The sequence below is a fragment of the Azospirillum sp. FG154 genome, from assembly GCF_057809575.1.
Map to the genome: position 1 here is coordinate 181,919 of NZ_JBMDKF010000005.1, position 24,951 is coordinate 206,869.

Annotated in this window: 25 protein-coding genes; 9 read left to right on the forward strand and 16 right to left on the reverse strand. The window is 67.1% G+C overall.

The window, feature by feature from the left end; genetic code table 11:
• Window positions 1–29 precede the first annotated feature (29 nt).
• Together ACODS4_RS08110 and ACODS4_RS08115 are read left to right on the forward strand one after the other, a co-directional pair.
• Complete coding sequence (locus tag ACODS4_RS08110) at window positions 30–908, forward strand: TIGR01459 family HAD-type hydrolase (protein WP_488862480.1); 879 nt, start codon at window positions 30–32, stop codon at window positions 906–908.
• Between the two features lie 237 nt (window positions 909–1,145).
• A complete protein-coding gene (locus ACODS4_RS08115; RefSeq protein ID WP_488862482.1) occupies window positions 1,146–2,909 on the forward strand; it encodes a hypothetical protein in 1,764 nt (587 codons plus the stop codon).
• A 114-nt stretch (window positions 2,910–3,023) separates the two neighbouring features.
• Here the strand turns inward: ACODS4_RS08115 and ACODS4_RS08120 are convergent, their stop codons facing one another.
• On the reverse strand, window positions 3,024–3,344 hold the full coding sequence (locus ACODS4_RS08120; protein WP_488862484.1) for a ribbon-helix-helix domain-containing protein: 321 nt from the start codon (window positions 3,342–3,344) through the stop codon (window positions 3,024–3,026).
• Window positions 3,345–3,607: 263 nt separating this feature from the next.
• Between ACODS4_RS08120 and ACODS4_RS08125 the strand changes: the two genes are divergently transcribed.
• On the forward strand, window positions 3,608–4,780 hold the full coding sequence (locus tag ACODS4_RS08125) for a hypothetical protein (RefSeq protein WP_488862486.1): 1,173 nt from the start codon (window positions 3,608–3,610) through the stop codon (window positions 4,778–4,780).
• Here the strand turns inward: ACODS4_RS08125 and ACODS4_RS08130 are convergent.
• The gene (locus ACODS4_RS08130) at window positions 4,767–5,324 is read right to left on the reverse strand and encodes a hypothetical protein (protein ID WP_488862487.1); all 558 of its coding nucleotides are present in this window, start codon (window positions 5,322–5,324) and stop codon (window positions 4,767–4,769) included. The two genes, ACODS4_RS08125 and ACODS4_RS08130, sit on opposite strands and share 14 nt — an antisense overlap.
• On the opposite strand from ACODS4_RS08130, the gene ACODS4_RS08135 reads away from it, so the two are divergent.
• From ACODS4_RS08135 to infC, 4 genes are all read left to right on the forward strand, one after another.
• A complete protein-coding gene (locus tag ACODS4_RS08135) occupies window positions 5,317–5,838 on the forward strand; it encodes an SH3 domain-containing protein (RefSeq protein ID WP_488862489.1) in 522 nt (173 codons plus the stop codon). The two genes, ACODS4_RS08130 and ACODS4_RS08135, sit on opposite strands and share 8 nt — an antisense overlap.
• Before the next feature lie 89 nt (window positions 5,839–5,927).
• Window positions 5,928–7,037 (forward strand): CocE/NonD family hydrolase, encoded by a 1,110-nt coding sequence (locus ACODS4_RS08140; RefSeq protein WP_488862491.1) that lies wholly within the window; start codon window positions 5,928–5,930, stop codon window positions 7,035–7,037.
• A 410-nt stretch (window positions 7,038–7,447) separates the two neighbouring features.
• Window positions 7,448–9,400, forward strand: coding sequence for a threonine--tRNA ligase (thrS, locus tag ACODS4_RS08145; protein WP_488862493.1), 1,953 nt, complete (start codon window positions 7,448–7,450; stop codon window positions 9,398–9,400).
• 84 nt (window positions 9,401–9,484) lie between these two features.
• A complete protein-coding gene (gene infC, locus ACODS4_RS08150; RefSeq protein WP_488862658.1) occupies window positions 9,485–10,012 on the forward strand; it encodes a translation initiation factor IF-3 in 528 nt (175 codons plus the stop codon).
• Between the two features lie 49 nt (window positions 10,013–10,061).
• On the opposite strand, the gene ACODS4_RS08155 is transcribed toward infC, so the two are convergent.
• The 3 genes from ACODS4_RS08155 to ACODS4_RS08165 form a co-directional block, all read right to left on the reverse strand.
• Window positions 10,062–11,270, reverse strand: a complete 1,209-nt coding sequence (locus ACODS4_RS08155; protein WP_488862495.1) for an EAL domain-containing protein — start codon at window positions 11,268–11,270, stop codon at window positions 10,062–10,064.
• 119 nt (window positions 11,271–11,389) lie between these two features.
• Complete coding sequence (locus tag ACODS4_RS08160) at window positions 11,390–12,463, reverse strand: quinone-dependent dihydroorotate dehydrogenase (RefSeq protein WP_488862497.1); 1,074 nt, start codon at window positions 12,461–12,463, stop codon at window positions 11,390–11,392.
• Window positions 12,460–12,834, reverse strand: coding sequence for a DUF952 domain-containing protein (locus tag ACODS4_RS08165; protein ID WP_488862499.1), 375 nt, complete (start codon window positions 12,832–12,834; stop codon window positions 12,460–12,462). Before ACODS4_RS08165 ends, ACODS4_RS08160 begins: the two co-directional genes overlap by 4 nt.
• 310 nt (window positions 12,835–13,144) lie before the next feature.
• Between ACODS4_RS08165 and ACODS4_RS08170 the strand changes: the two genes are divergently transcribed.
• Window positions 13,145–13,363 carry a hypothetical protein gene (locus ACODS4_RS08170; RefSeq protein ID WP_488862501.1) on the forward strand — a complete coding sequence of 73 codons (219 nt, stop codon included), beginning with the start codon at window positions 13,145–13,147 and terminating at the stop codon, window positions 13,361–13,363.
• 46 nt (window positions 13,364–13,409) lie between these two features.
• On the opposite strand, the gene ACODS4_RS08175 is transcribed toward ACODS4_RS08170, so the two are convergent.
• From ACODS4_RS08175 to ACODS4_RS08225, 11 genes are all read right to left on the reverse strand, one after another.
• Entirely contained in the window at window positions 13,410–13,721 is a 312-nt protein-coding gene (locus tag ACODS4_RS08175; protein WP_488862503.1) for a hypothetical protein, read from the reverse strand.
• A gap of 69 nt (window positions 13,722–13,790) precedes the next feature.
• Window positions 13,791–15,314: a phage terminase large subunit gene (gene terL, locus ACODS4_RS08180; protein WP_488862505.1), complete on the reverse strand. Its 1,524-nt coding sequence runs from the start codon at window positions 15,312–15,314 to the stop codon at window positions 13,791–13,793.
• Window positions 15,311–17,341, reverse strand: coding sequence for a glycosyl hydrolase family 28-related protein (locus tag ACODS4_RS08185; protein ID WP_488862507.1), 2,031 nt, complete (start codon window positions 17,339–17,341; stop codon window positions 15,311–15,313). The genes terL and ACODS4_RS08185 overlap by 4 nt, the downstream gene beginning before the upstream one ends.
• 40 nt (window positions 17,342–17,381) lie before the next feature.
• Complete coding sequence (locus ACODS4_RS08190; protein ID WP_488862509.1) at window positions 17,382–18,173, reverse strand: hypothetical protein; 792 nt, start codon at window positions 18,171–18,173, stop codon at window positions 17,382–17,384.
• A complete protein-coding gene (locus ACODS4_RS08195; protein ID WP_488862511.1) occupies window positions 18,173–20,068 on the reverse strand; it encodes a phage tail protein in 1,896 nt (631 codons plus the stop codon). The genes ACODS4_RS08190 and ACODS4_RS08195 overlap by 1 nt, the downstream gene beginning before the upstream one ends.
• Entirely contained in the window at window positions 20,068–20,637 is a 570-nt protein-coding gene (locus ACODS4_RS08200) for a phage connector family protein (protein ID WP_488862513.1), read from the reverse strand. The genes ACODS4_RS08195 and ACODS4_RS08200 overlap by 1 nt, the downstream gene beginning before the upstream one ends.
• Window positions 20,638–20,826: 189 nt before the next feature.
• Window positions 20,827–21,933, reverse strand: coding sequence for a hypothetical protein (locus ACODS4_RS08205; RefSeq protein ID WP_488862515.1), 1,107 nt, complete (start codon window positions 21,931–21,933; stop codon window positions 20,827–20,829).
• A gap of 11 nt (window positions 21,934–21,944) precedes the next feature.
• Window positions 21,945–22,214 carry a hypothetical protein gene (locus ACODS4_RS08210; protein ID WP_488862517.1) on the reverse strand — a complete coding sequence of 90 codons (270 nt, stop codon included), beginning with the start codon at window positions 22,212–22,214 and terminating at the stop codon, window positions 21,945–21,947.
• 74 nt (window positions 22,215–22,288) lie between these two features.
• Entirely contained in the window at window positions 22,289–23,107 is an 819-nt protein-coding gene (locus ACODS4_RS08215) for a phage capsid protein (RefSeq protein ID WP_488862519.1), read from the reverse strand.
• A gap of 304 nt (window positions 23,108–23,411) precedes the next feature.
• The gene (locus ACODS4_RS08220) at window positions 23,412–23,591 is read right to left on the reverse strand and encodes a hypothetical protein (RefSeq protein WP_488862521.1); all 180 of its coding nucleotides are present in this window, start codon (window positions 23,589–23,591) and stop codon (window positions 23,412–23,414) included.
• A gap of 47 nt (window positions 23,592–23,638) precedes the next feature.
• Window positions 23,639–24,094: a Fur family transcriptional regulator gene (locus ACODS4_RS08225; RefSeq protein WP_488862523.1), complete on the reverse strand. Its 456-nt coding sequence runs from the start codon at window positions 24,092–24,094 to the stop codon at window positions 23,639–23,641.
• Between the two features lie 148 nt (window positions 24,095–24,242).
• Between ACODS4_RS08225 and ACODS4_RS08230 the strand changes: the two genes are divergently transcribed.
• Window positions 24,243–24,788, forward strand: a complete 546-nt coding sequence (locus tag ACODS4_RS08230) for a superoxide dismutase family protein (RefSeq protein ID WP_488862525.1) — start codon at window positions 24,243–24,245, stop codon at window positions 24,786–24,788.
• Window positions 24,789–24,951 lie beyond the last annotated feature (163 nt).

The following is a 24,951-nucleotide window of genomic DNA, read 5'->3' on the forward strand; positions in this document are numbered from 1 at the left end:
TCTCTCCATCCTCACTTTCACCGGACATCATGGCCGCCATTCGACAGATCCCCGGCATCAGCAGCGTCATCGACCAGTATGACGGCGTCATCCTCGATCTTTGGGGGGTGCTGCATGACGGGGAACGCGCCTATCCCGGCGTTCCCGATTGCCTGGACCGCATGAACGCGGCGGGCAAGACGCTGTGCCTGCTGTCCAACGCGCCGCGCCGCACCGATGGGGTGATCGCCAAGCTGGCGGGCATGGGGCTGGGCCGCGACCGTTACCATCATGTGATGACCTCGGGCGAGGCGACGTACGAGGCGTTGCGCGACCGCGCCGACCCGTGGCACGCCCGGCTGGGGCGGCGGCTGTATCACATCGGGCCGGAGCGCGACACCGACGTGTATGAGGGGTTGGGTTACAGCGTCGCCGCAACGCCGGAGGAGGCCGATTTCGTCCTGAACACCGGCATCGTCGTGTTCGGGGAAACGCTGGCCGATTACCAGCCGCAGTTGGACGCCTGCCTGCGCGCCCGCCTGCCGATGATCTGCGCCAACCCCGATCTGATCGTCATGGTCGGCCCGCAAATGGTGATCTGCGCCGGAACGCTGGCCGCGCGCTATGACGAGATGGGCGGCGACGTGACGCAGCACGGCAAGCCCTACCCCTCCGTCTATGACCGCTGCTTGTCGCTGATGGGGATCGCCGACAAGCGCCGCATCCTGGCGGTGGGCGACAGCCTGCGCACCGACGTGGCGGGGGCCAACGCCGCCGGTCTGGACGTGGCGCTGGTCACGGCGGGCATCCACCAGGAGGAGTTGGGCGGGGCCGCCTGGGGCGAGTCGGTCGACGCAGCCAAGCTGCAAGCCGTCGCCGACGCGGCGGGACACACGCCAACCTACGCGGTTCCCAGCCTGCGCTGGTGAGGGTTGGGCCAAGCCGCCACCCGAAATTGTTCACACGATGGCCCGCACGGTGACGCGCGGGCCATTTTTCCATTCCAATCAATAAGTTGTCTCGATTGTTCATTGATGGAAACAATTGTTTTTCTCTTTTTCACATTGATACAAATATCGCCACCACCTTGACGCTACTTCGTTGCAAAAAATCAAATCAAAGAGCGCAGAACTCTGCGACGTTTCGCAACGGGGGACACATCAACAATGAACGCACGCTTTTGGATGTATGGCGGCCTGCCCGCCGCCGCGTTGACCGCCTGTCTGGCCGTCAATCCGGCTTTGGCCCAGGAAAGCAAGAAATGTCCGATGGACATTCCCGTCACCTACGAGATGCCCTACCCCTGCGGCGACGGCAGCACGGGCGGCGTCGATATGGACGCGGGCGCGGCTTACGCCTGGAAGGCGCTGATCGCCCTGAGTTGGCCCGCGCAATCGGACACGCGCGACGCCCCCGACAAGACCAAGAATTTTGGCGACCCCGGCGCGCGGGTGTGGGAGACCATGCGCGCCAAAGTCGAGCTTTACCCCGGCAACGGTTCGCCGACGCAGGCGCCCCATGGCGTGACGCTCAAGGACGGCAAACCCACCAACGGGCCGCGCTTTGGTTATAACGAGCCTCCGGTCTACGTCTATTCCCCCGAAGGCGTGAAGACCGCCGACGGTCAGGTCAGGGCCTGCAAGGGTCAGGAGCCGGTGAAGACCCCCGCCTGGACCGTGCTGGACGAGACCACCCAGATCGGCAACAACCAGACCTTCGCTGGCGTCCTGCCCGCCACGCCCACCAAGAAGAACAGCCAGCCGCAACTGATCCGTTACGGCGTCAAGATGAATCAGGACGTCTACAGCAACATTGTGCAAAATCAATATTGGTACTCCGGCGACAAATCGGCGTTGAGCGTTGCGGCCGCCAACTACACCAAGGCGCTTGCCGACAAGAACCACCCCAACCCCACGCCGCCCTACGTTGATTTCGCCGCCCCGTTCGCCCCGTCCAAACAAGACGTCTCCGCGACCGACGTGAACAAGACGTCTTCGGTCGAGGTGAAGATGTCGTGGCGACCGCTGACCGAAAAAGAAGCCGCCTCCGGTCGCTTCTTCCAGGCCCCCGTCCGCTATTTCGAGGTTGAGGACAACGCCCCCTGCTGGCGCGAAGACCGTTGGGGTCTGGTGGGGATGCATCTGATCTCCTTCACCGCCGCCGCCCCTTGGGGGATCTGGTCCACCTTTGAACAGGCCGACAACATCCTGACCGCCGACGGCAAGCCGACCGAAGACGTCAACGGAAACATCATCGTTTCCGGTTCCGGCCCAACCCCGACCTCGCCGGAACTGACCTCGAACCCCAACGTCTTGAAGCCGACCGTCACCAAGAACGGCGACTATTGCGCGACGCCGGGCGCCCGCCTGTTCTTCCGCGAAAACCCCAAATACGGCACCATGCCGTCGGACGGCGCCATCTGCGTCAACAGCCGCTGGCACGCCATTCCCAAGGGCATCGCCGCCATCAACGACAAAGCCCACAACGCGATTCGCGAGAATCTTACCAAAACCGGAAAGGCCAGTTCGCCCTGGCTCTATTACAAGCTGATCAACGTTCAGGCGACTCCGGTCGATTTCGACGGGAAGGACAACGCCCGCTTCAGCAGCACCGCGTCCTATTATCTGGCCAACGCGACCATTGAGACCGATTACTCGCTGGGCATGTTCACCGGCGACCTAAAGCATGGCGTGCCGCGAAACATCACCGACACGTCGGGCGTGTATTACAACACGCAGTTGCTGCCCTTCCAGGCCGCCAATCTCGGCTTCCTGGAAAAGCCGATCCGCATGGGCGGGTGCGCCGGTTGCCACGCCTTCGCCGCCACCATCGGTCAGGATTTCAGCTTCGCCTTGGGTGACAATGTGAAGGCGCCGGAATCGCCGACTCCGTTCAAGAAGACGTCGACCTTCCGCAACTACAAGCCCTGATCGACGGCCTGTCCGCTCATCCTTTTGACCCGCTGGCGCCAGACCGACGCCAGCGGGTTGAACGGATTGAAAAGCGTTTGCTATGGACGCGCCCCCCCTTGGGCGGCGTCCCCGTCAATCTTCCAAAGGCACCGCGTCATCCAACGCCCGGCGCAAAATGGGCGACGGCCCATCTTCCGCAAAGCCCCGGTTGCCAATGGCGGTGCGGTAATAGCTGACGATGAAGACGCGGATGGACGCCGTCAGATTGGCGTCCCCCCGGCGTCCGTCGATCTGCGTGCAAATTTCGTTGAGAGTCAGCCGCTCGCGCTCGCAGATTTCCTTCAGCGAGTCCCAAATATACGGCTCCATCCGCAGGCTGGTGCGGCGACCGCTGACCTTCACGTTGCGGCAGACCAGGACCGACCCTTCCTTACCCCCGCCTGTACCCGCCATGTGACGTCCTGATCCCCACCCGTTGCGAATCCGCCATCCCCTCAGGCGGACATACATCCATTTGTGTGAAGATATTGCAAGTGGCGTGTGCCATCAAAGCCAATTTCGACCGCTGGTCGCGGTATATCAGCGCGGCGGCGTCGCCCAGCGAAAATCTGCCCGCCACATGTCCGATACGGCCCCGGCAAAACCCGCTTCCCTTCCCTTTCGCTTCGCTATACCAGTGGCTTGATGGTGACGACCCGACGGGAGGGAATGGGGTGATGGTGCGACCGGCGAACGGACGATTCGCGGCAACCCTGGCGCTGGCGCTGATGGTCGGCGGCGCGGCGGCGATCACGTCGGCGGTCCTCGCGATTCCCCCGGCCCGCGCCGCCGAAATCTCCGCCGAAGAGGCGATCCGCAACGATCTGGCCCGGCTGGTTCCGCCGCTCTGGCGCCTTGACTCGGTCACGGTGGATGTGGCGCCGCCGCCGCCAACCTCGCCCAAGGACGGCAAGCCCGCCGACCAACGCGCCACCGCCAAGCTGACGCTTGGGTTGACGCTGGGCAAACCGACCTACCTGATTGACAGCCGCGAAGGCCCGGTGACGTTCCTGCGCCCGGTCGCCGCCGAAGGGTTGGAAAAGACCCTGAACGCCAAGGCGGTCGCCACCCGCAGCGCCAGCGGCTGGACCGTCCGTTTCACCCCGCAAAACCCCGAGGTGCTCGACGGCCTTGGCAAGCCCGCCGACGAATGGCCGGGCCAGCCCGTCGTGCTCGGCACCGACGCGGCGAAAACCTTGCGGGAGCAGATCGACCGCGACGCCCAACAGCGCGCCGCCGACGAAGCGGCCCGCCGCAACCGCGACGAAGAATGGCTGGTCCAACACGACGCGGCGGCGAAGATCGCGGCGGAACGGGCCGAAAAGGAACGTCAAACCGCCGAGGCGCGCGCCGCCCAGATCACCGATTTGCGGGCCAAGCTGTTGGGGGCGGACCGTGCGGTCAAGATCGCCGCCTATGAGGCCGCGTTGGGCGGCAACGACCCGGCTCTGCGCCAGATGGCGAACGAGGCGGCGTTGCAAAGCCGCGATCCGCTGCTGGGCAATTTGGCGCTGAAGGACTGGATCGCCCGCCGCCGCGCCATCCCGGTGCAACTCTTCGCCACCAAGGAAGACGCCAACTCGGAAACCGTGTTGCAGAATCTGGGGCCGTTCACGGTGGAGATCGACAGCTTCACCCCGGTCAACGGCGCCATCGCCGGACGGATGGGCGCGCCCGGCTACAGCATCGCCAAAATGTCCACCATCATCGGGTCGCTGGCCCAGACCGAACTGACCCTCAGCTCCTACGGCTGCGCGCTGTCTCTGCGGCTGAGCGAGCATCAGACGCTGGACGGGCTGTTGCGCTGCCAGACTCTGCCGACGCTGATCGCCCGGATCACCCTGGATTGAGGATGATGGCGGCGAAGGTCACACCCACACGGCTGGTCCTGCTGGCGCTGTCGTCAGCAATTCTTGGGACGATCGCGGGAGCCGTTCCGGGAATCGCCAACGCCGCCGCGCCTGCGGAGGAACGCGTCACCCCGACGCCGCCGCCCTCGGTGGCCTTGCCCCGCCTGACCCCGCTGAACGCGCCGCTGGGCGACGTCGCGCCGAAGCCATACCCAGCCGCTCCGCCGCAGGCAGCCCCTGCGCTGTCCCCGGTGCGGACGCCGGGCGCGCCGCCAAAGGCGCCGTCGGTCAGGCCGACCGCCAGCGCCGCCAAACCATCGACCGCGCCCGTGGTCAAACCGGCGGAGCCGCCGCCGCCCGCGAGCGCCCCGCCGACGCCCGTCGCCGAGCCATCCGCCAAACCACCCGCCCCCAGGGTGGAGGCCGCGCCCGCGTCCGATTCGGCGCCCGCGCCGGTCGAGCCGCCCCAAAGCGAAACGGCCAAAGCACCCGCCTCCACCCCGACGGCCCCCACCCCGACGAAGCCGCGCGACGTCGTGACCACCGCCGGGGTCTATCTGCGCGCCACGCCCAGCGGCAAGGGGCGGGTGATCGACGCCTTGGATCGCGGGCAAAGGTTGGAGATGATCGGCGCGACCTCCGACGGTTGGGCGCAGGTTGGCCGCAAGGGCAAGAGCATCGGCTACGTCTCAGCCGATTATCTGACCGACGCCCCCTCCACAAAGCCGCCCGCGAACGGCGGCGCGCCCGCCCCCGCCGCCAACATCCCGCCCTCCTACGCCAAGGCCGCGCGCGGCGACCGGGGCTGCGCGCTGCCCGACGATCTGCCCCCGTCCAAACAGCGGGCCACGCTTCCCGTCGGCGCCCGCGCCCGCGTGACGGCGGACGCCAATCTGCGGGTCGCCCCCGTCTGCGACGCCAAGGTTCTCGACGTGCTGGACGCGGGCGAGCGCGTGACCATCCAAGGCGTCAGCGGCTCCTGGTATCGGGTGGCGCGGCGGAACCGGATGATCGGTTACGTCGGCGCGGCGCTGCTGGCGGCGAAACCAGAGCGGTGACGCCCAAACAATGACGCAGGGACATTGACGGGAGCCGAGCGCCGCCGCAGGCTGGGGCGCGAAACCACGCCGCTTCAGGACGCCCGCTCATGACCCTGCGCCGCCTTGCGCTCCTTCTTCTGCTTGTCTGCGCGGCCATGGCGACGGAGACCCCCGCCCGCGCGCAGGGACTGACCCAGACCTTGCAGCCCGTCCCCGTCCGTTACAGCGACGGAACCGCGTTGACGCTGGAAGGCTTGCTGATCCGCCCGACCGGGCCAGGCCCCTTCCCCATCGCCATCGTCAGCCATGGCTCGCCGCGCGACGCGGCGGAGCGGGCGACCATGACGCCGCTGCGGTTGGCGCCCCAGGCGATGGAGTTCGCCCGGCGCGGTTGGGCGACGCTGATCGTCATGCGGCGCGGCTATGGCGGGTCGGGCGGCGGCTTCGTTGAGAGCAACGGACCATGCGACAACCCCAACTATGTCCTGTCGGGCGAACGCAGCGCCGACGACATCCGGCAGGCGATCCACTTCATGGCCCAGCAGCCCTTCGCCGACGCCTCGCGAATCATCGCCGTCGGCGTGTCGGCGGGCGGCTTGGCCAGCGTGGCGCTCAGCGCCAACCCGCCGCCGGGCTTGGCGGCGGTCATCAGCTTCGCCGGGGGGCGCGGATCGCGCGGCGACAATGACGTGTGCAAGTCCGACCGTCTGGCCGCCGCCTTCGGCGTCTTCGGCCGCACCTCGCGCACGCCGAATCTGTGGGTCTACGCGGAGAACGACCTGTTTTTCGGCCCGGAACTGGCCCACCGCCTCCACGCCGCCTTCACCGCGTCCGGCGGCAAAGCGGAGTTGATCGACGCCCCGGCCAACGGCAAGGACGGCCATTTCCTGTTTTCCGCCGCCATCCCGCTGTGGACGCCCTATGTGGACCGCTTTCTGTCCGACCACAATCTGGCCCCGCGCAAGACGTTGATCGCTCTGCCCGAATCCAAACTGGCCCCACCGCCGGAATTGGGGGAGCGCAACCGCAAAGGCTTCCTTGAGTATCTCGCCGCGCCGGACCACAAGGCGTTCGCGGTGTCGCCCGACGGCGCCTATGGCTGGAAATCCGGCCAGCGCGATCAGGCGATGGCCCGGCAATTGGCGTTGGAGAATTGCGTCAAACACACGCAAAAGGGCTGCCGCGTCGCGGTGGTCAACGACACGCCGATGCGGTAGCGGAATGCGGGGAAACGGGATCCGGGGAAGCGGGATGACCGTTTCCCTTTCGTTTGACAACGCATGCTCCACGCGCAATGATCGGACCATGCGCACGCGCCCGGCCCTCCGCAGCACCGCGACTACCACCACGACCGCCACCGGCGGACGTTGGAGGATGCGCGCCTAAGCTGACGCGCCGGTTTCCAGACGCCCCGCCGACCATCGGATCGGGGCGTCCGTCAAGCGCTCCGTTCCGTCTTTCTTCCAAACGGAATGTCGAGTCCTGACCCATGAACGATCCCAATCCGCCTGATGAGGCTTGCGCGTTGAGCGCCGCCGCGCTTGACAGCCCCCCGTCTCCCATTGGAAGTTTCGCGCTCCCGGCCCAAAACCGGGGTCCATCCAACACACATGATACGGTGACTTCGGTGACGTCCAACATCGCCATCACGCTGCCCGACGGCAGCGTCCGGGAGTTCGACCGGCCGGTGACGGGGGCGGAGATCGCCTTCTCCATCGGGCCGCGCCTCGCGAAAGACGCTCTTGCGGTCAAGATCGACGGGCAGGTGCTGGACCTCACCACCACCGTCTCCAGCAACGCGAAGATCGAAATCGTCACGCGCAACCACCCCGACGCCATCGAGGTGATCCGTCACGACGCCGCCCATGTGCTGGCCGACGCGGTGCAAAAGCTCTATCCCGGCACGCAGGTGACGATCGGTCCGTCGATCGCCACCGGCTTCTATTACGACTTCGCCCGTGAGGAGCCGTTCACGCCCGACGATCTGGACAAGATCGAAGCGAAGATGCGCGAGCTGGTCGCCGCCGACATTCCCATCGTCCGCGAGGTGTGGGACCGCGACGACGCCATCGCCTATTTCAAGAATCTGGGCGAGCATTACAAGGCCGAACTGATCGAGGCGATCCCGCAGGGCGAGCCGGTGTCGGTCTACCGCCAGGGCGATTGGCTGGATCTGTGCCGTGGCCCGCACGCGCCGACCACGGGCAAGATCGGCAATGGTTTCAAGCTGATGAAGGTGGCCGGGGCCTATTGGCGCGGCGACAGCCGCAACCCGATGCTTCAGCGCATCTACGGCACGGCGTGGCGCGACGAGAAGGAGCTGAAGGCCTATCTGCACCAGATCGAGGAGGCCGAGAAGCGCGATCACCGCAAGCTTGGCAAGGAACTCGACCTGTTCCATGTGCAGGAGGAGGCCGTCGGTTCGGTGTTCTGGCACCCCAAGGGCTGGACGCTGTACCGGACGCTGGAAACCTACATCCGCACCAAGCTGCAAGCCGCCGGTTACGTCGAGGTGAAGACGCCGCAGTTGATCGACAGCTCGCTGTTCAAGGCGTCGGGCCACTGGGACATGTACGGCGACAACATGTTCAAGGTCGAGGCGGACGAGGGGGAAAAGATCCTTGGCGTCAAGCCGATGAACTGCCCCGGCCATGTGCAGATCTTCAAGCACGGCCTGCGCTCTTACCGCGATCTGCCGATCCGCATGGCGGAATTCGGCGCCTGCCACCGCAACGAGCCGTCGGGCGCGCTGCACGGCATCATGCGCGTGCGCGCCTTCACCCAGGACGACGCGCACATCTTCTGCACCGAAGATCAAGTGTCGAGCGAGTCGGCGGAGTATTTCAAGCTCCAGCTTGGCGTCTACAAGGATCTCGGTTTCGACAAGATTTCGGTCAAGCTGGCGCTGCGTCCCGACGTGCGCACCGGCTCGGATGAGTTGTGGGACCGCGCCGAGGGCGCTCTGGCCGAGGCGCTGCGCGCCGCCGGTCTGGAGTATGAAGAACTGCCGGGCGAGGGCGCTTTCTATGGCCCCAAGGTGGAGTTCCACCTGACCGACGCCATCGGGCGCACCTGGCAGTGCGGCACCTTGCAGTATGACCCGAACCTGCCGAACCGGCTCGACGCCAGCTACATCGGCGAGGATGGCGCGCGCCACCGCCCGATCATGCTGCACCGGGCGATTCTCGGGTCGATGGAGCGCTTCATCGGCATGCTGATCGAGCATTACGCCGGGAAGTTCCCGCTGTGGCTCGCCCCGGTCCAGGTGGTGGTGACGACGATCACCAGCGAAGCCGACGGCTACGCCGCCGAAGTGGTCAAGCTGTTGAAGCGCCGTGGGGTTCGCGTCGAACTCGACGTCCGCAACGAGAAGATCAACCTGAAGGTTCGCGAGCACAGCCTGAAGAAAGTGCCGCTGATGCTGGTGGTCGGCAAGCGCGAAGCCGAAGAGCGCACGGTGGCGTTGCGCGTGTTGGGCGGCAAGGATCAAGAAATGCTTGCGCTCGACGCCGCCCTTACTAAAATTGTTGATGAAACCCGGTCGCCTGCCGGTGATCTGGTTGCCGATTCGCCGTTTTAACCGACCGCGTCTCAACCGCCGACCGTTCGAGGGAACGGTCGGTCGGGCGCGGTTTCCAGCGATGGAGAAGCGTCCATATCCCGGATACCGTCCGAAGCCGCCCCGACCCGCGATGGACCGCGCGTGAACCGGGAGATTACGGCTCGCTCCGTTCGTCTCGTCGGCGCTGATGGCGAGATGATCGGCGTCGTGTCGCTGCGCGACGCGCTTTACGCCGCCGAAGACGCCGGTCTCGATCTGGTCGAGGTCGCGCCCCAGGCCGAACCGCCCGTCTGCAAGATCCTCGATTTTGGCAAATTCAAATACGAGGCGCAGAAAAAGGCGAACGAAGCCCGCAAAAAGCAGAAGATCATCGAGGTGAAGGAGCTGAAGCTCCGCCCCAACATCGATGACAACGATTATGACGTGAAGATGCGCGCCGCCCGCCGTTTTCTGGAAGAGGGCGACAAGGTCAAAGTGACCATGCGCTTTCGCGGGCGCGAAATGGCCCACCAGGACATCGGCATGAGCGTGCTGATGCGGGTGCGCGAGGCGCTGGAAGACATCGTCAAGGTCGAACAGACGCCCAAGCTGGAAGGCCGCCAGATGATTATGGTGCTGGCGCCCAAGTAAGGATGGCTGGCGCGCGGAGGTCGGCGTCGCCGCCCGCGCCTTCCCCGCCTCACCCCGGCTTGCGGCTCAATCTTGGTTCGCCGAACAGGTAGCCCTGGCCGAAGTCAAAGCCGGTGTCGAGAATCTCGATGAGCTGGTTTTCCGTTTCAATCTTCTCAACGATCAAATCGACGCCTTCGGACGCGAAGCGGCGGCGCAGATCCTTGATTTGTCCGGCCTGCGCCGGGTCAAGCACCAGCGCGCGGTCGAGCTTCACATAACGGAACTCGTGGCGCAGCAGCAGATCAATGTCGATGTCCAGGCTCGTCACTTGATCCATCGAGAAATGGAATCCCAGCCGCCCCAGTTGCGACAGGATCCCCAAGGTGACGGCCCCGCCCGCCCGCAAGTCTGCTTGGCTCATCTCGAAGACCAGCTTGGGCACCAGCGCCTGATTGGACGTCATCAGATGCAGGAACTGCCGCATGAAATCGCCGTCGGACAGGGTGGCGGCGGAAATGTTGGCGAAAAAACCGATGGAATGCTGGCGCCGCTCCGTTTCGCGGATCAATTGGATGCAGCGGACCAGCAGCAGATTGTCGATGGTGGCGATCAACCCCTCGCGTTCGGCGATCTCCAGATAACGGTCGGGCATGATCTGGTGGCCGTCGCCCGCGCGCACCCGCGAAAACACCTCGTAAAAACGATGCTTGCGCTGGGGCAGGCTGACGATGGGTTGCAGATAAATGTCGATGCGGTCGGCCTTCAGCGCGTCGCGCACCGCCTCCAGAACCGACGCGTCGTTCATCGGCCCAAAGGCGGCGGCAGGCGCGGGCGGCGGCGGCGTGGTGGAGATCGACTCGCCGCTGCCGGGGCCGCGCCGCTCCGACGCGGCGACGGGCGGGCGCGGCGCGGCGCGGCGTTCGGTCAGCTTGGAGACCAGCGATTGCAGCAACCGCACCTCTTGCATGACCGCGTCGTAACGGGCGGTTCCAGGGTTGCGGGCGCCGTCGTCAAGAACCGACCGCAAGGTCGCCACCTCTTCGGCCAGCGACTCGACCACGCCATGCAGACGGTGGGCGCGCTGGGCGGCTTTCCGTTCGCGCTCCAGCCGGGTGATGATCTCGTGCAGGACGCCGCCCGCCAAAACCACCACCGCGCCGGTCAACCAGCCCAACAGCGGGTCAGCCTCGGGCCGCATCAACGGCAACGTCGCCCCGACCGAAACCCCGGCCACGATGTAAGCGAGCGCGTAAACGATGTGGGTCAGAACGGTCATGGCCTTCACGTGAAACATCGGAACAAGCCGGGACGAACGACTGTCCGTCGCCCCGGCTTGACGATCCGTTAATTCTACGTCCCCCCGCCGCCGGTCCTGCGCCAACGGCTCCGTCAACCTCAGCGGTGATCGGCCCCCACCGCGTCGGCCACATGGGCGAAACCGTCACGGCGCAGCAGGGCGGCCAGTTCCGCGCGGACGCGCAGAACCAGGGCCGGGCCGCCATAGACCATGGCCGAATAGAATTGCACCAGCGAGGCGCCCGCCCGGATCTTGGCGTAGGCGTCGGCGCCCGACGCGACGCCGCCCGCGCCGACCAGCGGCAGCTTGCCGCCCGTCAGCCCATACATCTCCTTCAACACCAGCGTGGACGGCGCGAACAGCGGACGGCCCGACAGACCGCCAGCCTCCGAACGCAGCGGCTCCGGGATGTCGGCGGGGCGGGCGATGGTGGTGTTCGACACGATCAGCCCATCGACGCCCGATTCCAACGCCACGGCGGCGATGTCGCTCTTGTCCTCGTCGGTCAGATCGGGGGCGATTTTCAGCAGCAAGGGCGGATCGCGCGTCAGCTTGCAGGCCGCCCGCGCGTCAAGCGCCCGGCCCAGCAAGTCGCGCAGCGGCTCCCGCCCCTGCAAGGCGCGCAGGCCCGGCGTGTTGGGGGAGGAGACGTTGACCACCAGATAATCGGCCAACGGGGCCAGACGGCGCACGCCGATCACATAATCGTCGGCGGCGTCCACCGTGTCCTTGTTCTTGCCCAGATTGGCCCCGACCAGACCGGCGGCGCGGCGCGGATCGTCGCGACGGCGCTCCAGCCTTGCGGCGAACGCCTCCAGCCCTTCGTTGTTGAAACCCATGCGGTTGAGCACCGCGCCCTGCTCGATGGCGCGGAACAGGCGTGGGCGCGGGTTGCCGGGCTGCGGGCGCGGGGTGACGCTGCCCGCCTCGACAAAGCCGAAGCCCAGCCGCAGCATGGCGTCCACCACCTCGGCGTTCTTGTCAAACCCGGCGGCCAGCCCCACCGGGTTGGCGAAGTCCAGCCCCCAGACGCGGGTCCGCAAGGACGGCTCGTCGCCGCCGCGCTGGGCCGGAACCAGCCCGCTCTTCAACGCCTTGATGGTCAGCCCATGCGCGGTTTCCGGGTCAAAGCGGAACAGCAGCGGCCCAACGATGGGGAACAGGTCGATCACGGCGCGAGATCCTCGATGGCGAAGGGGAAGCCCGCCGGGAAGACGTGCCGCCCGTCGGAGCCGAGCGGCAGCGGGTCGGCGCGCAGAACGGCGGACACCGGCAAAGCCGCGTAGAGATGGGGGAAGAGCTGGCCGCCGCGCGACGGCTCCCAACGCAGGGCCGCGCCCAGCCGGTCGGCGTCCACGGTCAGCAGGATCAGGCCATCCTGCCCGGCGCGGTGCTTGGCCGCGCTCTCCACCACCTGCCCGGCGGTGGAAAAATGGATGAAGCCGTCCTGGACGTCCTGCGAGGAGCCAGGATAGGAGCCTGCGGCGCGGGCGGCGTCCCACTCGTCCGCGCGGCACATGTGATGGATGATGCGGTCGGTCATGATGGGCGGACACTAGCCCAACCGCCGGGCAGCGGCCAGACGCTTCGCCGCGCCGGTTCCCGGAATGCAAAACGCAAGGCGCTGGACAACCAGGGCGCTTTGCATTTTGCAAACGCGTGACGAAATGAAACAGCATTTTGCGGGTATTTTTGAGGATTCCAATCCAATTGACGCCGACAAACCTTAGGTCGTTCTTGGGCAAGGCGGCGGCAAGGCGGCGGCAACCTTAGCGAATCCCCGATTCACCGCCCTCGCAAAACAGTTGGCATCCCTTTTGCTGTAAGGAGACAAACGCAACGGAGGCTCAGCCATGAACGCGATCGCCCTGCACATGCCCAAGACCAACCAGACCCACGACAACGCCCTGAACGCCTCCGTCACCGCCATGGGCGCCCTGTGCGAACCGGGACACACCGCCGTTCCGCTGAAGCCCAGCGCCACCATGTTGGCGGCGGGCGCGCGGGCGGGCGGCGTGTCCGTCGAAATCGCCTGGAAGATCTATCAGGCGATGATTCACCACGCCGACTGAAGCCGACATGCGCTGTCGCTCTCCCTTGCGGTTCAAAAGCGGGCCGTCACCGACGCCCGCTGTCCGCAAACGGCGCGCAGCCCGATTCCAGTTTGTTTTCGATGCGCAGCAGATGGTCGGTCAGACGCTGCTCGACATCCTTTAAGGTCGCGAAGGACACATAGGTCTTGGCGACTTCCAGCTTGTAAGCGGCCAGACTTTCCCGCACCTGCGCTTGCGCGGTTTCGGCGCGGGTCCGCAGATTTTCCAGCGCGGTTTCGGCGTCGTTGCGCAGCCGGGCGATCAGCCAGAACAGGCCGCCCATCACCGGCAACTCGACGGCGGTGATCCACCACGCGACATCCAGAGTTTCGTGCATCCGAGTCTCCCATGAAGTGATGCGAGGCCACCCCCGCCCGAAGCGGCGCGGGGGATCGAAAAGATGTGGTCACAAATCCCAATCCGACGGAGCCACCACGGACCCGCCGCCCCGCCAATCGGCGCGGCGTTCGGGCGGTTGGGCGCTGCGGTCGAAGCGGTGCGGTTCGGCGGACAGGCAGCCGGCGACCGCGTCCAACCCGTCGTCGGGGCCGGTGTAACGGCCATCGGGCCGCCATTCCCGCATTTCGCGGATGAGCGGCGTGTCCCAGACCAGCCGGTGCGCCAACAGCCGCCGGTCGGCCAGCAGCGCGTCGAACGCCTCGGCGATGCGGCGGGCCTTCGGCGTGTGGCTGGACCGCTCCACCACGCTGGCGGCCAGCGCGTCCTTGCGCAGCCGTTCGCGCAGCAGTCCGGGCAGGAAGCGCCCGATTCCGTTGGTTTCCAGATGGATCGCGGGCAGATGCAGCGCGGCCAGCAGATCGGAGACCTGTCGGCATTGCTGATCCGCCTCGCTGTCGGGGTTGGCCGGATCGACGCGCAGATACAGCACGCGGTGCAGGTAAAAGCGCCCGTCGTCCCCGCCGAACAGGGCGGCGACGACGCTGCCGTCGCCGGGCGGCCCCCCCTCCCCCCGTGGTCGGGCGAAGGCCGGATCCCACCAGCAACTGGCCGAGGCCATGCGCACGCCGTCCAGCGTCAGCACGGCGCGGCCCAGCGCCTCGCGGTATTCCAGTTCCGCGTCGTAGCGACCCAGCTTGTCGACGTCGAGGAACCCCTCGGCGACGTTCACCGGCTGCAACAGCATCTGGCTGGTGAATTTGGCCGGGCCGGTGGTCTTGCGGATGCGGTTGACGTGAGCCTCGCCAAACCGCTCCTTCCAGGCGTAGCGGCGCTTGCCGGTCGCGTCCTCCTGGTAGACCGGCAGGACCAGGCGGTCGAAGCCGTCGAGAAAGGGCGCGACCTCCCCCGCCTCCGCCCGCGCCTCGTCGGCGTAGATGGTGTAGTAGCTGTGCGGCGTGCCGACATAAAGCTGGGCGCCGCCGGGGACCAGCACATACTCCAACTCGGCCAGCCGTTCGCGCAAACCCGCCCGCTTGTTGGCGCTGTCGGCGTTGCGCGGCACCTCGACGTCGTCGCAGATCACCACGTCGGCGCGGCTGCCGGTGATGTTGCCGCCGACGCCGCTCGCCGCCATCGAGGGATCGCGCAGTTCCATCGGGCGAACGACGGTGAATTGCTCGTTCCCCCACTGGTCGCGGTCCTTGGCCGGTGGTTTCAGATGTTTGGTGTCGGGATGGCGCTCCAGAATGCGTTTGACGTTGCGAACCATCTTCTTGGCCAGCCGCAGATCGGCGGCCAGCACCAGAAGGCGGCGGTTGGGATCGCGGCAGAGCAGCCACGCGGCGAACAGGCCGACCAGGGTCGATTTTCCCGACCCGCGAAAGGCCATCAGCAGCATGCGGCGGTTGCCGTTCTGGCTCTGCGTCTCCAACCAGCGGGCGATGTCGCGGTGATGCTTGGGCGTGCCCAGCTCCGACAGGCTGTTCCAGCGTTGCACGAAGTCATGAAACCCTAAGGCGGCCTCCGTCATGAATTCCGCCCCAGAATGTGCCAACCCGCGCCGTTCGACATCGCCGTCACCGCGTGGCCCTGGCCGGTCAGGGGAATCGCCTCGTTGTCGGGGCCGGTTCCGGTCTGGCTGGTGACGGTGACGCGGTGGCCGCTGGTGTCGGACTTCTTGATCGTCACCGTGCGGCCCACCGCGTGGGCGGCGCTGGGGGCGGGCAAGCGCGCCTCGACGTCGCCGCCCCAGGCGCTGACCAGATAAAGCGACTGGTTCAGGTCCGGCTCGAACAGGCCGGCGCCCTCGTGATAATGCGCGTTGGCGGGCAGGCTGTTGGCGGCGACGATCCACCAATTGGCCCCGTTCGACACCAGCGTGACGAAATCATAGCGGTTGCCCAGCGCCACCCGCCGCCCGTCCGGCCCCGGCCCGCCGGTTTCGCTGATGGTCAGGATGTTGGCCGAGGCGTCGGTCTTCTTGATCGTCACCGTGTGGCCATTGGCCGATCCGGCGGACGGCAGCCGCGCTTCCACCGGCCCGCCATAGGCGCTCATCAGATAGATCGAGCTGGTCAGGTCAAGCTCCACCACCCCGCCATGCTCCGGCTCGACAAACTCGGTGTCAAAGCGCAGGGCCTCGACGGTCAATCGCGTCACCCGGCTGGCTTGCAGGCGGTTCTTGTCGGGATAGCCCGCGTTGACCGCCGTGAATTGCCCGCCCGACAGATCCTGAATCGCCGGACCGGCGGCGGCGGAGAACAGATTGACGATCGCGGTTTCCACCGACCCGGCGTCCAGCCGCACATTGGGCACGGCTCCCAGCGATTCGGCATAGAAATTGACGATCAACGTCTTGTCGGTGTCGGCCCCGACCCGAAAGCAGGACTCGGCCATGCTCGACAGATTGGCTTCGCAATCGAAGAAGCTGTTGTTGTATTTGCCCTGTTCGACATAGAAGCCGCTGCCCGAAATCGGGGCCGACAGCGAATAGACGCGCACGCTGTGAAAGCGGTTGGCGTTCGGCGTGTCGCCCGCCCCCGTCCGCGTCAACCACACCCCGTGCAGCGACGGACGCGCCACCAGAACCCGCGCGACGTTGTTCCAGTAGCAGGGGAAATTCGGATCCGTGTAACCGTCGAAGACCAGCCCGACCTGCGGATCCCACAGGGTCAGATCGCTCAGGCTGTTCTGCACGCACGGCCCGTCACGGCCAAACAGCCGCACCCCGGCCTTGCCCTGCTCCAGCCGCAGATTGGACAGGGTGGCGTAGCCGTCGGGGATCTGGATCAGGTCGAAGGTGGTGGACGCCCCCTTGATGACCGCGCTTTGCCCGGCCCCAATCAGCGATTTGCCATGGCCAAGCGTCAGCGTGTTGGTGATCCGGTAGGTTCCCGGCGGCACATGCACCGCCTTGGCCGTGGTCAAGGCCGCCTGGATCGCCAACGTGTCGTCCACCGTGCCGTCGCCGACCGCGCCGAAATCCTTGATCGACACGACGTCCGCCAGCTTGTCGCGCACCGGGCGGCTGACCGCCCCCGCGCCCGGCGGCGCATAGGTGGACAGCGCCTCCTCGTCCACCGGCGGGCGGACGGTCGGGTTGCCCGCGCTGTCGAAGCTCAACAACTTGCCCTGCCGCTCCGCGCGGCCCGGCAATTGGGTGGAGGCCGGAAGATCGGTGTCGGCGTAGCGCAGCATCAGGTCTTGGTCGCCCGCCACCTGCTGCACCGACGCGGTCAGTCGGCTGAACTCCTGGTTGAGGGCGGAGGCGGGCAGCGGCCCGCTCTCGCGGAAATCGCTGGTCCGCTCGACCGTCAAGCGGCGGCGCAACGTCACCGCCGTTCCCGCCGTCGGCGCCGCGTCGAAGGTGACGGCGCCGCCCGCCGTCGTCCCGGCCCCGCTGACGCTGTACCCGGCGCTCTGCGACGCCGCGCCCAGAAACACCTGGAGATCCTCGGCGGCGAAGATGGGAAACGGGTAGGTGAAGACCCGCAACGCGCCGTCGGCGATGTATTGCACGCGCGGCGTTCCGCGCGGGATGAGAAGAGAACTGGTCATCGGGAGGCTCCGCGTTGCCGGCGCCGGTCACGGCGGACCGTCAGAAATATTTGCTCATGAATTCCAGCTTCTGCCGGTCGGCGAGCTGCGCCTGTTCCAACAGGTTCCGCCGCTTGATCGCGTCGAGATTCTGCTGGATCGCCTGCTGCTTGAGCTGGTCCACCGCCTGGGCGTTTTGCCGCTCGGTCTGCGTGTCCTTGGTCAGCCCCAACAGGATGGCCTCGCCCGACCCGTCCCCGGCGGCGACGCCGCGCGCGCCCAGGCTGGCGCGGGTCTTGCTCATATTTTGGCGCAGCGCCTCGACCCGGCGTTTTTCCGCCGCGTCGGCGGCGGCGGCGAGTTGGGCTGATTGGGCCTGCGCCTCCTTGTCCTGCGCCTGATAGGCCGCCTCCTGGCTGGCCCGCAACTGCGCCAGCGTCTGTTCCTGGCTGGCGCGGTAGCTGTTCATCTCGTTGGCGCGGGCCTGTTCGGCGGCGACGCGGGCGGCCTCGTCCTTCTGGCGCTGGAGTTCGGCGTCTTGTTGACGCAACTGGTCTTGCCGCGCCCATTCGCGCGCCTGCGCTTCGGCGGACAATTGCGCCTGTTGTTGGCGCGCCGCCTCCGCCGCCGCCGCCGCGCGCTCCGCCGCCGTCCGGTCTTCGGCGTATTTGCGTTCCAGCGCCGCCTGCTCGGCGGCGGCGCGGGCGGCGTCTTGCTGACGCTTGTACTCAAGCTCGGCGGCGGCCTGCTGCGCCGCCGCGTTGCTGGTGGAGTTGCTGGTGCTGCGCACCGTGTTGATGACCGATCCCGCCAACGGCAGGGCCGACGTCACCAGAGGCGTGATGCCACCCATCAGTCGTTCACCTTCATGTCCATGGTTACGGAAAGCAGCGTGAAGGGCAGCGGCGCGTCCTGTTCAATGCGCCACAGCGGCACGTCGATGTCGCGCCGCCAGCCCAACGCCCGCAGCCGACGGTCGCCCGACACGCGCGGCGGCACGCCGCCTGCGGGTTGCGGTCCCAGCCGGTGCAGCGGCAAATCCTGAAGCCCGCGCCCCAGATCGACGCGCAGCGCCGCCGTGTCCTCCAGCCGGAAGGTGACGGCGATCAACCGCACCAGATCGGCCCCGCTCGCCTGCCCCAACAGGTTGGCGGGCAGCGGTTCGATGCGGTGGCTGTAGGGCAGACCGGCTTCGACATGGCGGGCGGGCGGCGACAGGGTGATGGTCCCGGCCTGCACGGCGACGGGCGGGCGCACCACCCCATCGGCCAGCACGGTCAGCGTCCGCCCTTCCAGATGCGCGAAGCCGGTCCACACGGCTGTGTCTTCGGCCTTGTCGGCCACCACCGCCGCGTCGAGGTTGAGCGCGTCGTCGAACCGCTCGACGCTCCACACGCCCGCGCGGTCGATCAACGCGAACACGTCGTCGCCGACCACCGCGACCGACCGCGCCAGCCCATCGGTTTCCAACCGGGTCCAGGCGGTGACGTCCTCCGTCCGGTAGACGGTCAGGGTGCAGAGCGAGCCGTCCTCCATCGCCACGAACAGCAGGCGGCGGGTCTGGTCGTAATCCTGGTCGCGCGGGTTCACCACCAGATGGCGGGCCAGCAGCGCCAGATCGTTCGCCTGATAGGCCGCTTCGGTGTCGGTGTAGAGGAATTCGCGGATTTCCCGCCGGTTGCGCGGCACGAACAGCGTCGCCCCGTCCACGTCGCGCGGCGGGATGCTGCGGTCGAGCGGCGAGCCGATGCGGGTCTGCCGATGCACCTGGATGCTCTGCGGCGTCAGCGGATCGCCCGTCACCGTGTATTCGGCGCCCGAGGTGAAGACCTGCAAATGGCGGCCCGAAAACACGGCGCGGATGGCGTTGACCTGATCGGACAGGATGCCGAACTCGATGGCCTCGTCGTCCAGCCCGGTCCCCAGATCGAAATTCCAGATGTTGGCGGAGCGCGACAGCCACAGCCGGTTGGGCAGATCGCGCGACCCGCCGATGACCAGCCGGTCCTGATGAAAGGCCGCCGACACCGGCCAGCCGCGCAAAGTCGAAAAGGCCTGCTCCTCCCAATCGGTCGTCGCCGCCACGCCCGCCAGGGTTTCCTTGACGGTGGCGTTGATCTGGGTGGCCGACGCCACGCCGGTGACGAGCAGTTGCTTGTCCTGAATGCGGATGCGCGTCCCGTCGTGGCGCTGGTCGAACACCGGGGCCGAGGCTGTGACCGTGATCGCCCCGCCGGTTCCCGACGGGGTCAGCGTCACCGCCGGATCGGCGAAGCGGTAAAAGGGCAGCCGGATCACCTCATTCTGGACGACGTAGGACCACTCCGACAGGGTCCAGGCGTCGTTGTCGCCGCGCGTCAGCTTGCGCGGGCTGACGTCGGGGTGGCAGATCAGCAGGGTGTCGGCGCTCTGCGTCCAGGTGATCTGGGCCAGTTGCGCGCCGCTCCACGGCGCGTCCACGCTGGCCAAATGGACGCCGCCGCGCAGCACGTCGATTTTCCCCGCCGAAAAGGCCAGCAGATAGGTCTGTTCGGTGTTGAACTCGAAGGCCGCCAGACGCCCGTCGCCGCGCGCCAGCCATGTGAAGGCCAAGCCGGATCGCCGCGTCACCCCGCCCGTCGGGTCGATGAAGACGTTGCGCAGGGCCAGCGCCCCGTTGTCGTAGGCGCGCAGATCGCCCCGCCCCAACAGACGGCGGCCGATCTCGCCCGCCGTGAAGTTGGTTTTGACCTGTTGCAAGCGGCCCATCACGCCCTCGCGTCGATCAGGGTGAAATCTTCGAATCCCGGCTGGTTGTCCTGCTGGGCGTCGATCTGGCGGGCGCGACGGAACTCCGCCTCGGCCAGCCCGACCAGCGCCTCGGCCCGGCTGCTGCTTTCGGTCAGCGGGATGCAGAATTCGGCGGCCAGCCGGGCGATCAACGCCTGATCGAAGAAGGGCGGAAAATCCTCCTCGTCGGGCCGCCCGACATAGGTCAGCGTCACCCGGTCGGAATCGCAATGCAGCGCCCGCCCGGCGATGCGATAGGCCAAGCCCCGCCCGCGCCCGGTCCCGCCCGCCCCCAACGCCCGCAGGAAATCGGTTGGAAGCTGAAAGGCGTTGGCGTAATCGGCGACCGGCTCCACCGCCAGACGCGGCAAATTGGCCTGCATGGTGGCGAAGCTCCAGGCGTTGGCCGAGAGCAGCGCGTCGCGCGCCGGACCATAAAGCGCCGACGCCACCTCCGCCTCGGCGGATCCGTCGTCGAAACTGGCGATGGCGGTCGCGCCGATCTTGATGAGCGCGCGTCCGCACAGACCGATGGCGGTGAGGGCCATGGCGGGAGTCTCCAGATGGGTTTTGGGGAGGGATAAGCGACGGCCCCCTCCCCAACCCTCCCCCGCTTTCGCGGGAGAGGGGGCCTTGGGAAAAAGCGGCGCCCATCCCCTCTCCCGCGTGAGCGGGGGAGGGTTAGGGAGGGGGCAAGCGTGGCGCGGCAAGAGTTGACAAAGGAGACAGCACCCCCCTCAGACAAACTCCGCCTGCATCCACGTCCCGCCATTGGCCAGCAGGTCGAAGGGCGAGAAGGAGGTCTGATCGAGATAGACGTCGAACCAATCCCCCGCCGACACCGGCAACCAGGGGGTGGCCGTCATCGGCGCGACGTTGCGCGACGACATGTTGCCATGGCCATGGGTCGCGGCCCGGCCCGGATACTCAAAGCCGCCGTTCCGCCGGATGGTCAGATCGCGGAAGCCGTCCATCGCCGCGTCGATCTCCAACCGGGCGGTCAGCCGGGCGAAACGCGCCCAGGACGGCGTCACCACGCGGGTTGGCGTCACCGGCTGAAAACAACCGTCGCTGTCCCACACCACCGTGGTCCAGATCACCCGCCCGCCGACGCCCGGCCCGAAGCTTTGCGGCTCGGCCAAGGTCAGCAGGCAGCCGCGCAGCGGCCCCAGCGCGCCGTAACGGTCGAGCTTGGCCTTGTCCGCCGCGCTCATGAAGCCGTCGGCCTCCGCGCTCGCCGCCGCGTGCGCCGCGCCGCCCGCCCCGACATGGGACAGCGGCGTGGCGTCGAGGATGCCGAAGCCCGACAGGGTGCGCGGGGCGTTTCGCACCTCCGCCCATTCCACATCGCTGGTTTCAAAGGTCGGCGAGGCCAACGACACCAAGGCGACGTTGCCGTTGCCGTCGAAGGCCAGCGCCTTTCCGGCGCGGGCCTGGCTCGACGGCAATTCCGCCGACAGGGACGGGCTGTCGCCCAGCGGAAAGCGCACCGACCGGCTGGCGGAATCCTGCCCCTGTTGGGCCAGCAGCGCCAGCCGGTCGAACGCCTGATCCGCCGGAACGCCGGGATAGCCATGGTCCAGCGCGGGCATGGTCCGCGCGATGACCACGCTGCGCCCCGGCGGCGGCGGCGCCGGAAAGACGATGGTCCCGCCGCCCGGCGCGCCGACGCCGGTGACGGTGTAGTGGGTGTTGAGGACCTGCGCCGTCTCCGCCCCGGTCACAGACTCGCGCAGCGTCACCGTCAGGTGGGCGGCGTCGAGGATGCGAAAGCCGTAGGCGAAGGCGGCCTGCGCGCCATCCGCCGGATGACTGGTCCGGCACCCGTTCGTCAGCACGCTCATGGCCCGGCTCCTCAGTCGCTGTTGGCGGCGCCGAACGGGGTCAGGTTGGCGACGTCCACCACCCCCGCCGCGTTGGAGGCGACGACCAACACGCCGCCCGACGGCGCGGCGCCCACCGCGCAATTGGCCAGAACCATGTCGCCGACCCGCAACAGGTCGGCGGCGCCGTTGAAATAGCCGATGGTGTCGACGTCGGCGGCGAGGTCGTGGGTGGTGTAATGCCAAAGCGTGAAGCCGTTGGCGTAGGCAAGCACGCTCAAATCCTTGGACGCGTAGGCCATGGATCAAGTCTCCGGGGATTGGGTGGGAGCGAGGAGGACCGTCCCCCTCCCGACACGGGAGGGGGCGTTCGTCGTCAGCTTTCCAGGCAGCGCAGGGTGACGACGCCGGTCGGGTCGATCAGGGCGGCGCCCTGGCTCATCATGTTGTTGACGAAGTGGGCGGCGCGGTCGCCGTGCCAACTGATGTCGGTCTTGACGTCGGCGCCCGCCGCGTGGCCGACCGCCGTCTTGTGATACCAGTGGCAGAGCCGGACGTTGCCGGTCGCCTTCAGCCCGGAATGCGGGATCCACAGCGTGCCGAGCCAGCGTTTGGCCTGGGTGCCGCGCCACGGCAGCTCGTCCGGCCCGACATAGTCGGCGCTGGCGAACTCCTCGATGCCCAGCATCTGGCTCCACTGCTTCCAGCCGACCACGGCGAAGCGCTGGCCGTCGTCGGGCACGTCGGATTCGCCCATCATCTCGAAGGCGTCGAGCACCTTGGCCTTGGTCAGCCCGTCGGTGTCGCCGCCCGCGAAGTTGGTGGATTTGTTCAGCTCGGCCAGCAGCAGCTCGTCGGTTTTGCGGCCCAACGCGTAGGCCCCGGCGTTGGCGATGATCTGGCGTTCGTCGATGTTGGTCTTCAGCTCGTCGAGCCGATCCACCCAATCACCGGCGTAGAAATCATACAGCGGGCATTCGACCGGGCTGTGGTCGAGATTCATCACCGGCACCACGCCGTGGCGCGATTTGGTGGAGGCGGCGCCCTTGCCGACCTTCTGGAAGACGGTGGAGGCGCCCTGCACGTTGTTCTTGGTGCGCACCGTGCCGCGCAGCTTGGATCCCATGCGCTGGTAGGCCTCGTGGACCTCGCGCTCGAATTGTTTGACGAAGGATTGGGCGATGCTGGTGGACATGGCGAGAATGTTCCTTTCGCGTTCCTTGCGGATCCCGTCCAGGGGAAGGTCGTTCCGCCACCCGGTTGTCGGCGCGCGCGAAAGCGTGGCGTCGGCCGCAGGCGGAACGCGAAAACAAAAAAGGGGCTGGCCGGGCCTTTCGGTTGTCCGGCCAGCCCCTTTCAGGACAGGCGTTTGGGGAGGCGTCGCGGCCCGAGGTCCGGGGGATGGACCACTGGCCTTGACAGGACTGTTTTTAGGACAGCCCACCCAACACGTAAAGGATTATTTTCATAAATCCAGCGCCGCTCAAAACCAGCGCCGTTCAGTGGCGAACCGGCCCGGCCACCCAATGGCTGACGATGGTTTCCGCCTGGGCCTGCGTGCTGTCCGGGTGGTGGTAACGGTAGACCGTCACCGCCGCTTCCAGCGCGTGGCGTTCGGGTTGGCCGCATTGGCACAAGCCGGTGTAACAGCGCTGAACCGCGTCGCGGCAGGCGGGCATCCCGTCACCCTGGCAGGGATCTCCCTCGCAAGGGTCGAAGCCGCCCTTCATTGCTCCTTCCCCGTATCACCCGGCCCCTGGCCGTCCGCCCCGGCGTCGTCCAAGGGAACGCCGTAAATTTCCAGCCGATGGCCGACGATTTTGTAGCCAAGGTCGCGGGCGATGCGTTCCTTGATCGCCTCCAACTCCGGGCTGGCGAATTCGATGATGCGCCCGCTGCGGGTGTCGATCAGGTGATGATGATGATCCGCCGAGGCTTCCTCGTACCGCGCGCGCCCATCGCCCAGATCGACCCGTTCGATCACCTCGACGTCTTCCAGCAGCCGCATGGTGCGGTAGACGGTGGCGATGGAAATGCGCGCGTCGATCAACGCGGCGCGGCGGTGCACCTCTTCCACATCGGGGTGGTCGTCGGCGTCCGACAACACCTGCGCGATGACCCGGCGCTGGCCGGTCATCTTCAATCCCTTTTCCAGGCACAACGTTTCAAGCCGCGACGTCATCGGAACGAACCCTTGGTCTTTTGATCCCACGGCCCCATCATACTGCAAACCGTTCGCAATCCCAACCCGCTGTTTGCGACGGTTTCAACGACATGATTTCAACGGCAGACTGTCTAAAGACGCGCCGCCAACCCGGAGGACAACGCCCATGATCCGCTCCACCATCGCCCCCACCCTGTTCGCGCTCGCCACGCTGACCGCCCTTCCCCTGACCGCCGCCGCGCAAACCGCCGCCCCGCTGGCCCCCGCGCCGCTGGCGACAGCGGCGGTGGCCGACGCGCAAGGCAAGCCGCTGGGCGGCGTCACCTTCACCAAATACCCGCACGGCGTCGTCCTGCACGGCGAGTTGAGCGGGCTGACGCCAGGTTGGCACGGAATCCACATCCACGAAAACGGCGCCTGCGCGCCGGATTTCAAGGCGGCGGGCGGCCATTTCGCGGCGGCGGGGGCCAAGCATGGGTTGGAGGCCGACCACAGCCATTATGGCGAACTCCCCAACATCTGGGCGAACGAGGCGGGCAAGGCCGGGTTCGAGGCGATCACCCACAGCGTCACCCTGACCGACGCCGCCGACGGCCTGTTCAAGACCGGCGGCACATCCATCGTCGTCCACGCGCAGGTTGACGATTATCTCAGCCAACCGGCGGGCAACTCCGGCGACCGCGTCGGCTGCGGCGTCATCACCAAGAAATAAGCGCGCCGTCGGGGTGGCCGCGCGCCGTCCACCCCGACGCAGCCCAGCCGCGCGCCGAGTTTTCTTGCCAAATCAAGACATCAGCCTTATGTGTGCAGGGTTGGACGGCACCACAGCCGCGTTCCGATGGCATCGCCAGGAACGCGCGCGCCGCGCCGACGGC

Excerpts from the sequence above, each read along its gene's own strand:
- ACODS4_RS08110 (WP_488862480.1), top strand. The coding sequence starts at position 30 with ATGGCCGCCATTCGACAGATCCCCGGCATCAGCAGCGTCATCGACCAG.
- ACODS4_RS08115 (WP_488862482.1), top strand. The coding sequence starts at position 1,146 with ATGAACGCACGCTTTTGGATGTATGGCGGCCTGCCCGCCGCCGCGTTG.
- ACODS4_RS08120 (WP_488862484.1), bottom strand. The coding sequence starts at position 3,344 with ATGGCGGGTACAGGCGGGGGTAAGGAAGGGTCGGTCCTGGTCTGCCGC.
- ACODS4_RS08125 (WP_488862486.1), top strand. The coding sequence starts at position 3,608 with ATGGTGCGACCGGCGAACGGACGATTCGCGGCAACCCTGGCGCTGGCG.
- ACODS4_RS08140 (WP_488862491.1), top strand. The coding sequence starts at position 5,928 with ATGACCCTGCGCCGCCTTGCGCTCCTTCTTCTGCTTGTCTGCGCGGCC.
- ACODS4_RS08155 (WP_488862495.1), bottom strand. The coding sequence starts at position 11,270 with ATGACCGTTCTGACCCACATCGTTTACGCGCTCGCTTACATCGTGGCC.
- ACODS4_RS08165 (WP_488862499.1), bottom strand. The coding sequence starts at position 12,834 with ATGACCGACCGCATCATCCATCACATGTGCCGCGCGGACGAGTGGGAC.
- ACODS4_RS08170 (WP_488862501.1), top strand. The coding sequence starts at position 13,145 with ATGAACGCGATCGCCCTGCACATGCCCAAGACCAACCAGACCCACGAC.
- ACODS4_RS08175 (WP_488862503.1), bottom strand. The coding sequence starts at position 13,721 with ATGCACGAAACTCTGGATGTCGCGTGGTGGATCACCGCCGTCGAGTTG.
- terL (WP_488862505.1), bottom strand. The coding sequence starts at position 15,314 with ATGACGGAGGCCGCCTTAGGGTTTCATGACTTCGTGCAACGCTGGAAC.
- ACODS4_RS08185 (WP_488862507.1), bottom strand. The coding sequence starts at position 17,341 with ATGACCAGTTCTCTTCTCATCCCGCGCGGAACGCCGCGCGTGCAATAC.
- ACODS4_RS08190 (WP_488862509.1), bottom strand. The coding sequence starts at position 18,173 with ATGGGTGGCATCACGCCTCTGGTGACGTCGGCCCTGCCGTTGGCGGGA.
- ACODS4_RS08195 (WP_488862511.1), bottom strand. The coding sequence starts at position 20,068 with ATGGGCCGCTTGCAACAGGTCAAAACCAACTTCACGGCGGGCGAGATC.
- ACODS4_RS08200 (WP_488862513.1), bottom strand. The coding sequence starts at position 20,637 with ATGGCCCTCACCGCCATCGGTCTGTGCGGACGCGCGCTCATCAAGATC.
- ACODS4_RS08205 (WP_488862515.1), bottom strand. The coding sequence starts at position 21,933 with ATGAGCGTGCTGACGAACGGGTGCCGGACCAGTCATCCGGCGGATGGC.
- ACODS4_RS08210 (WP_488862517.1), bottom strand. The coding sequence starts at position 22,214 with ATGGCCTACGCGTCCAAGGATTTGAGCGTGCTTGCCTACGCCAACGGC.
- ACODS4_RS08215 (WP_488862519.1), bottom strand. The coding sequence starts at position 23,107 with ATGTCCACCAGCATCGCCCAATCCTTCGTCAAACAATTCGAGCGCGAG.
- ACODS4_RS08220 (WP_488862521.1), bottom strand. The coding sequence starts at position 23,591 with ATGCCCGCCTGCCGCGACGCGGTTCAGCGCTGTTACACCGGCTTGTGC.
- ACODS4_RS08225 (WP_488862523.1), bottom strand. The coding sequence starts at position 24,094 with ATGACGTCGCGGCTTGAAACGTTGTGCCTGGAAAAGGGATTGAAGATG.
- ACODS4_RS08230 (WP_488862525.1), top strand. The coding sequence starts at position 24,243 with ATGATCCGCTCCACCATCGCCCCCACCCTGTTCGCGCTCGCCACGCTG.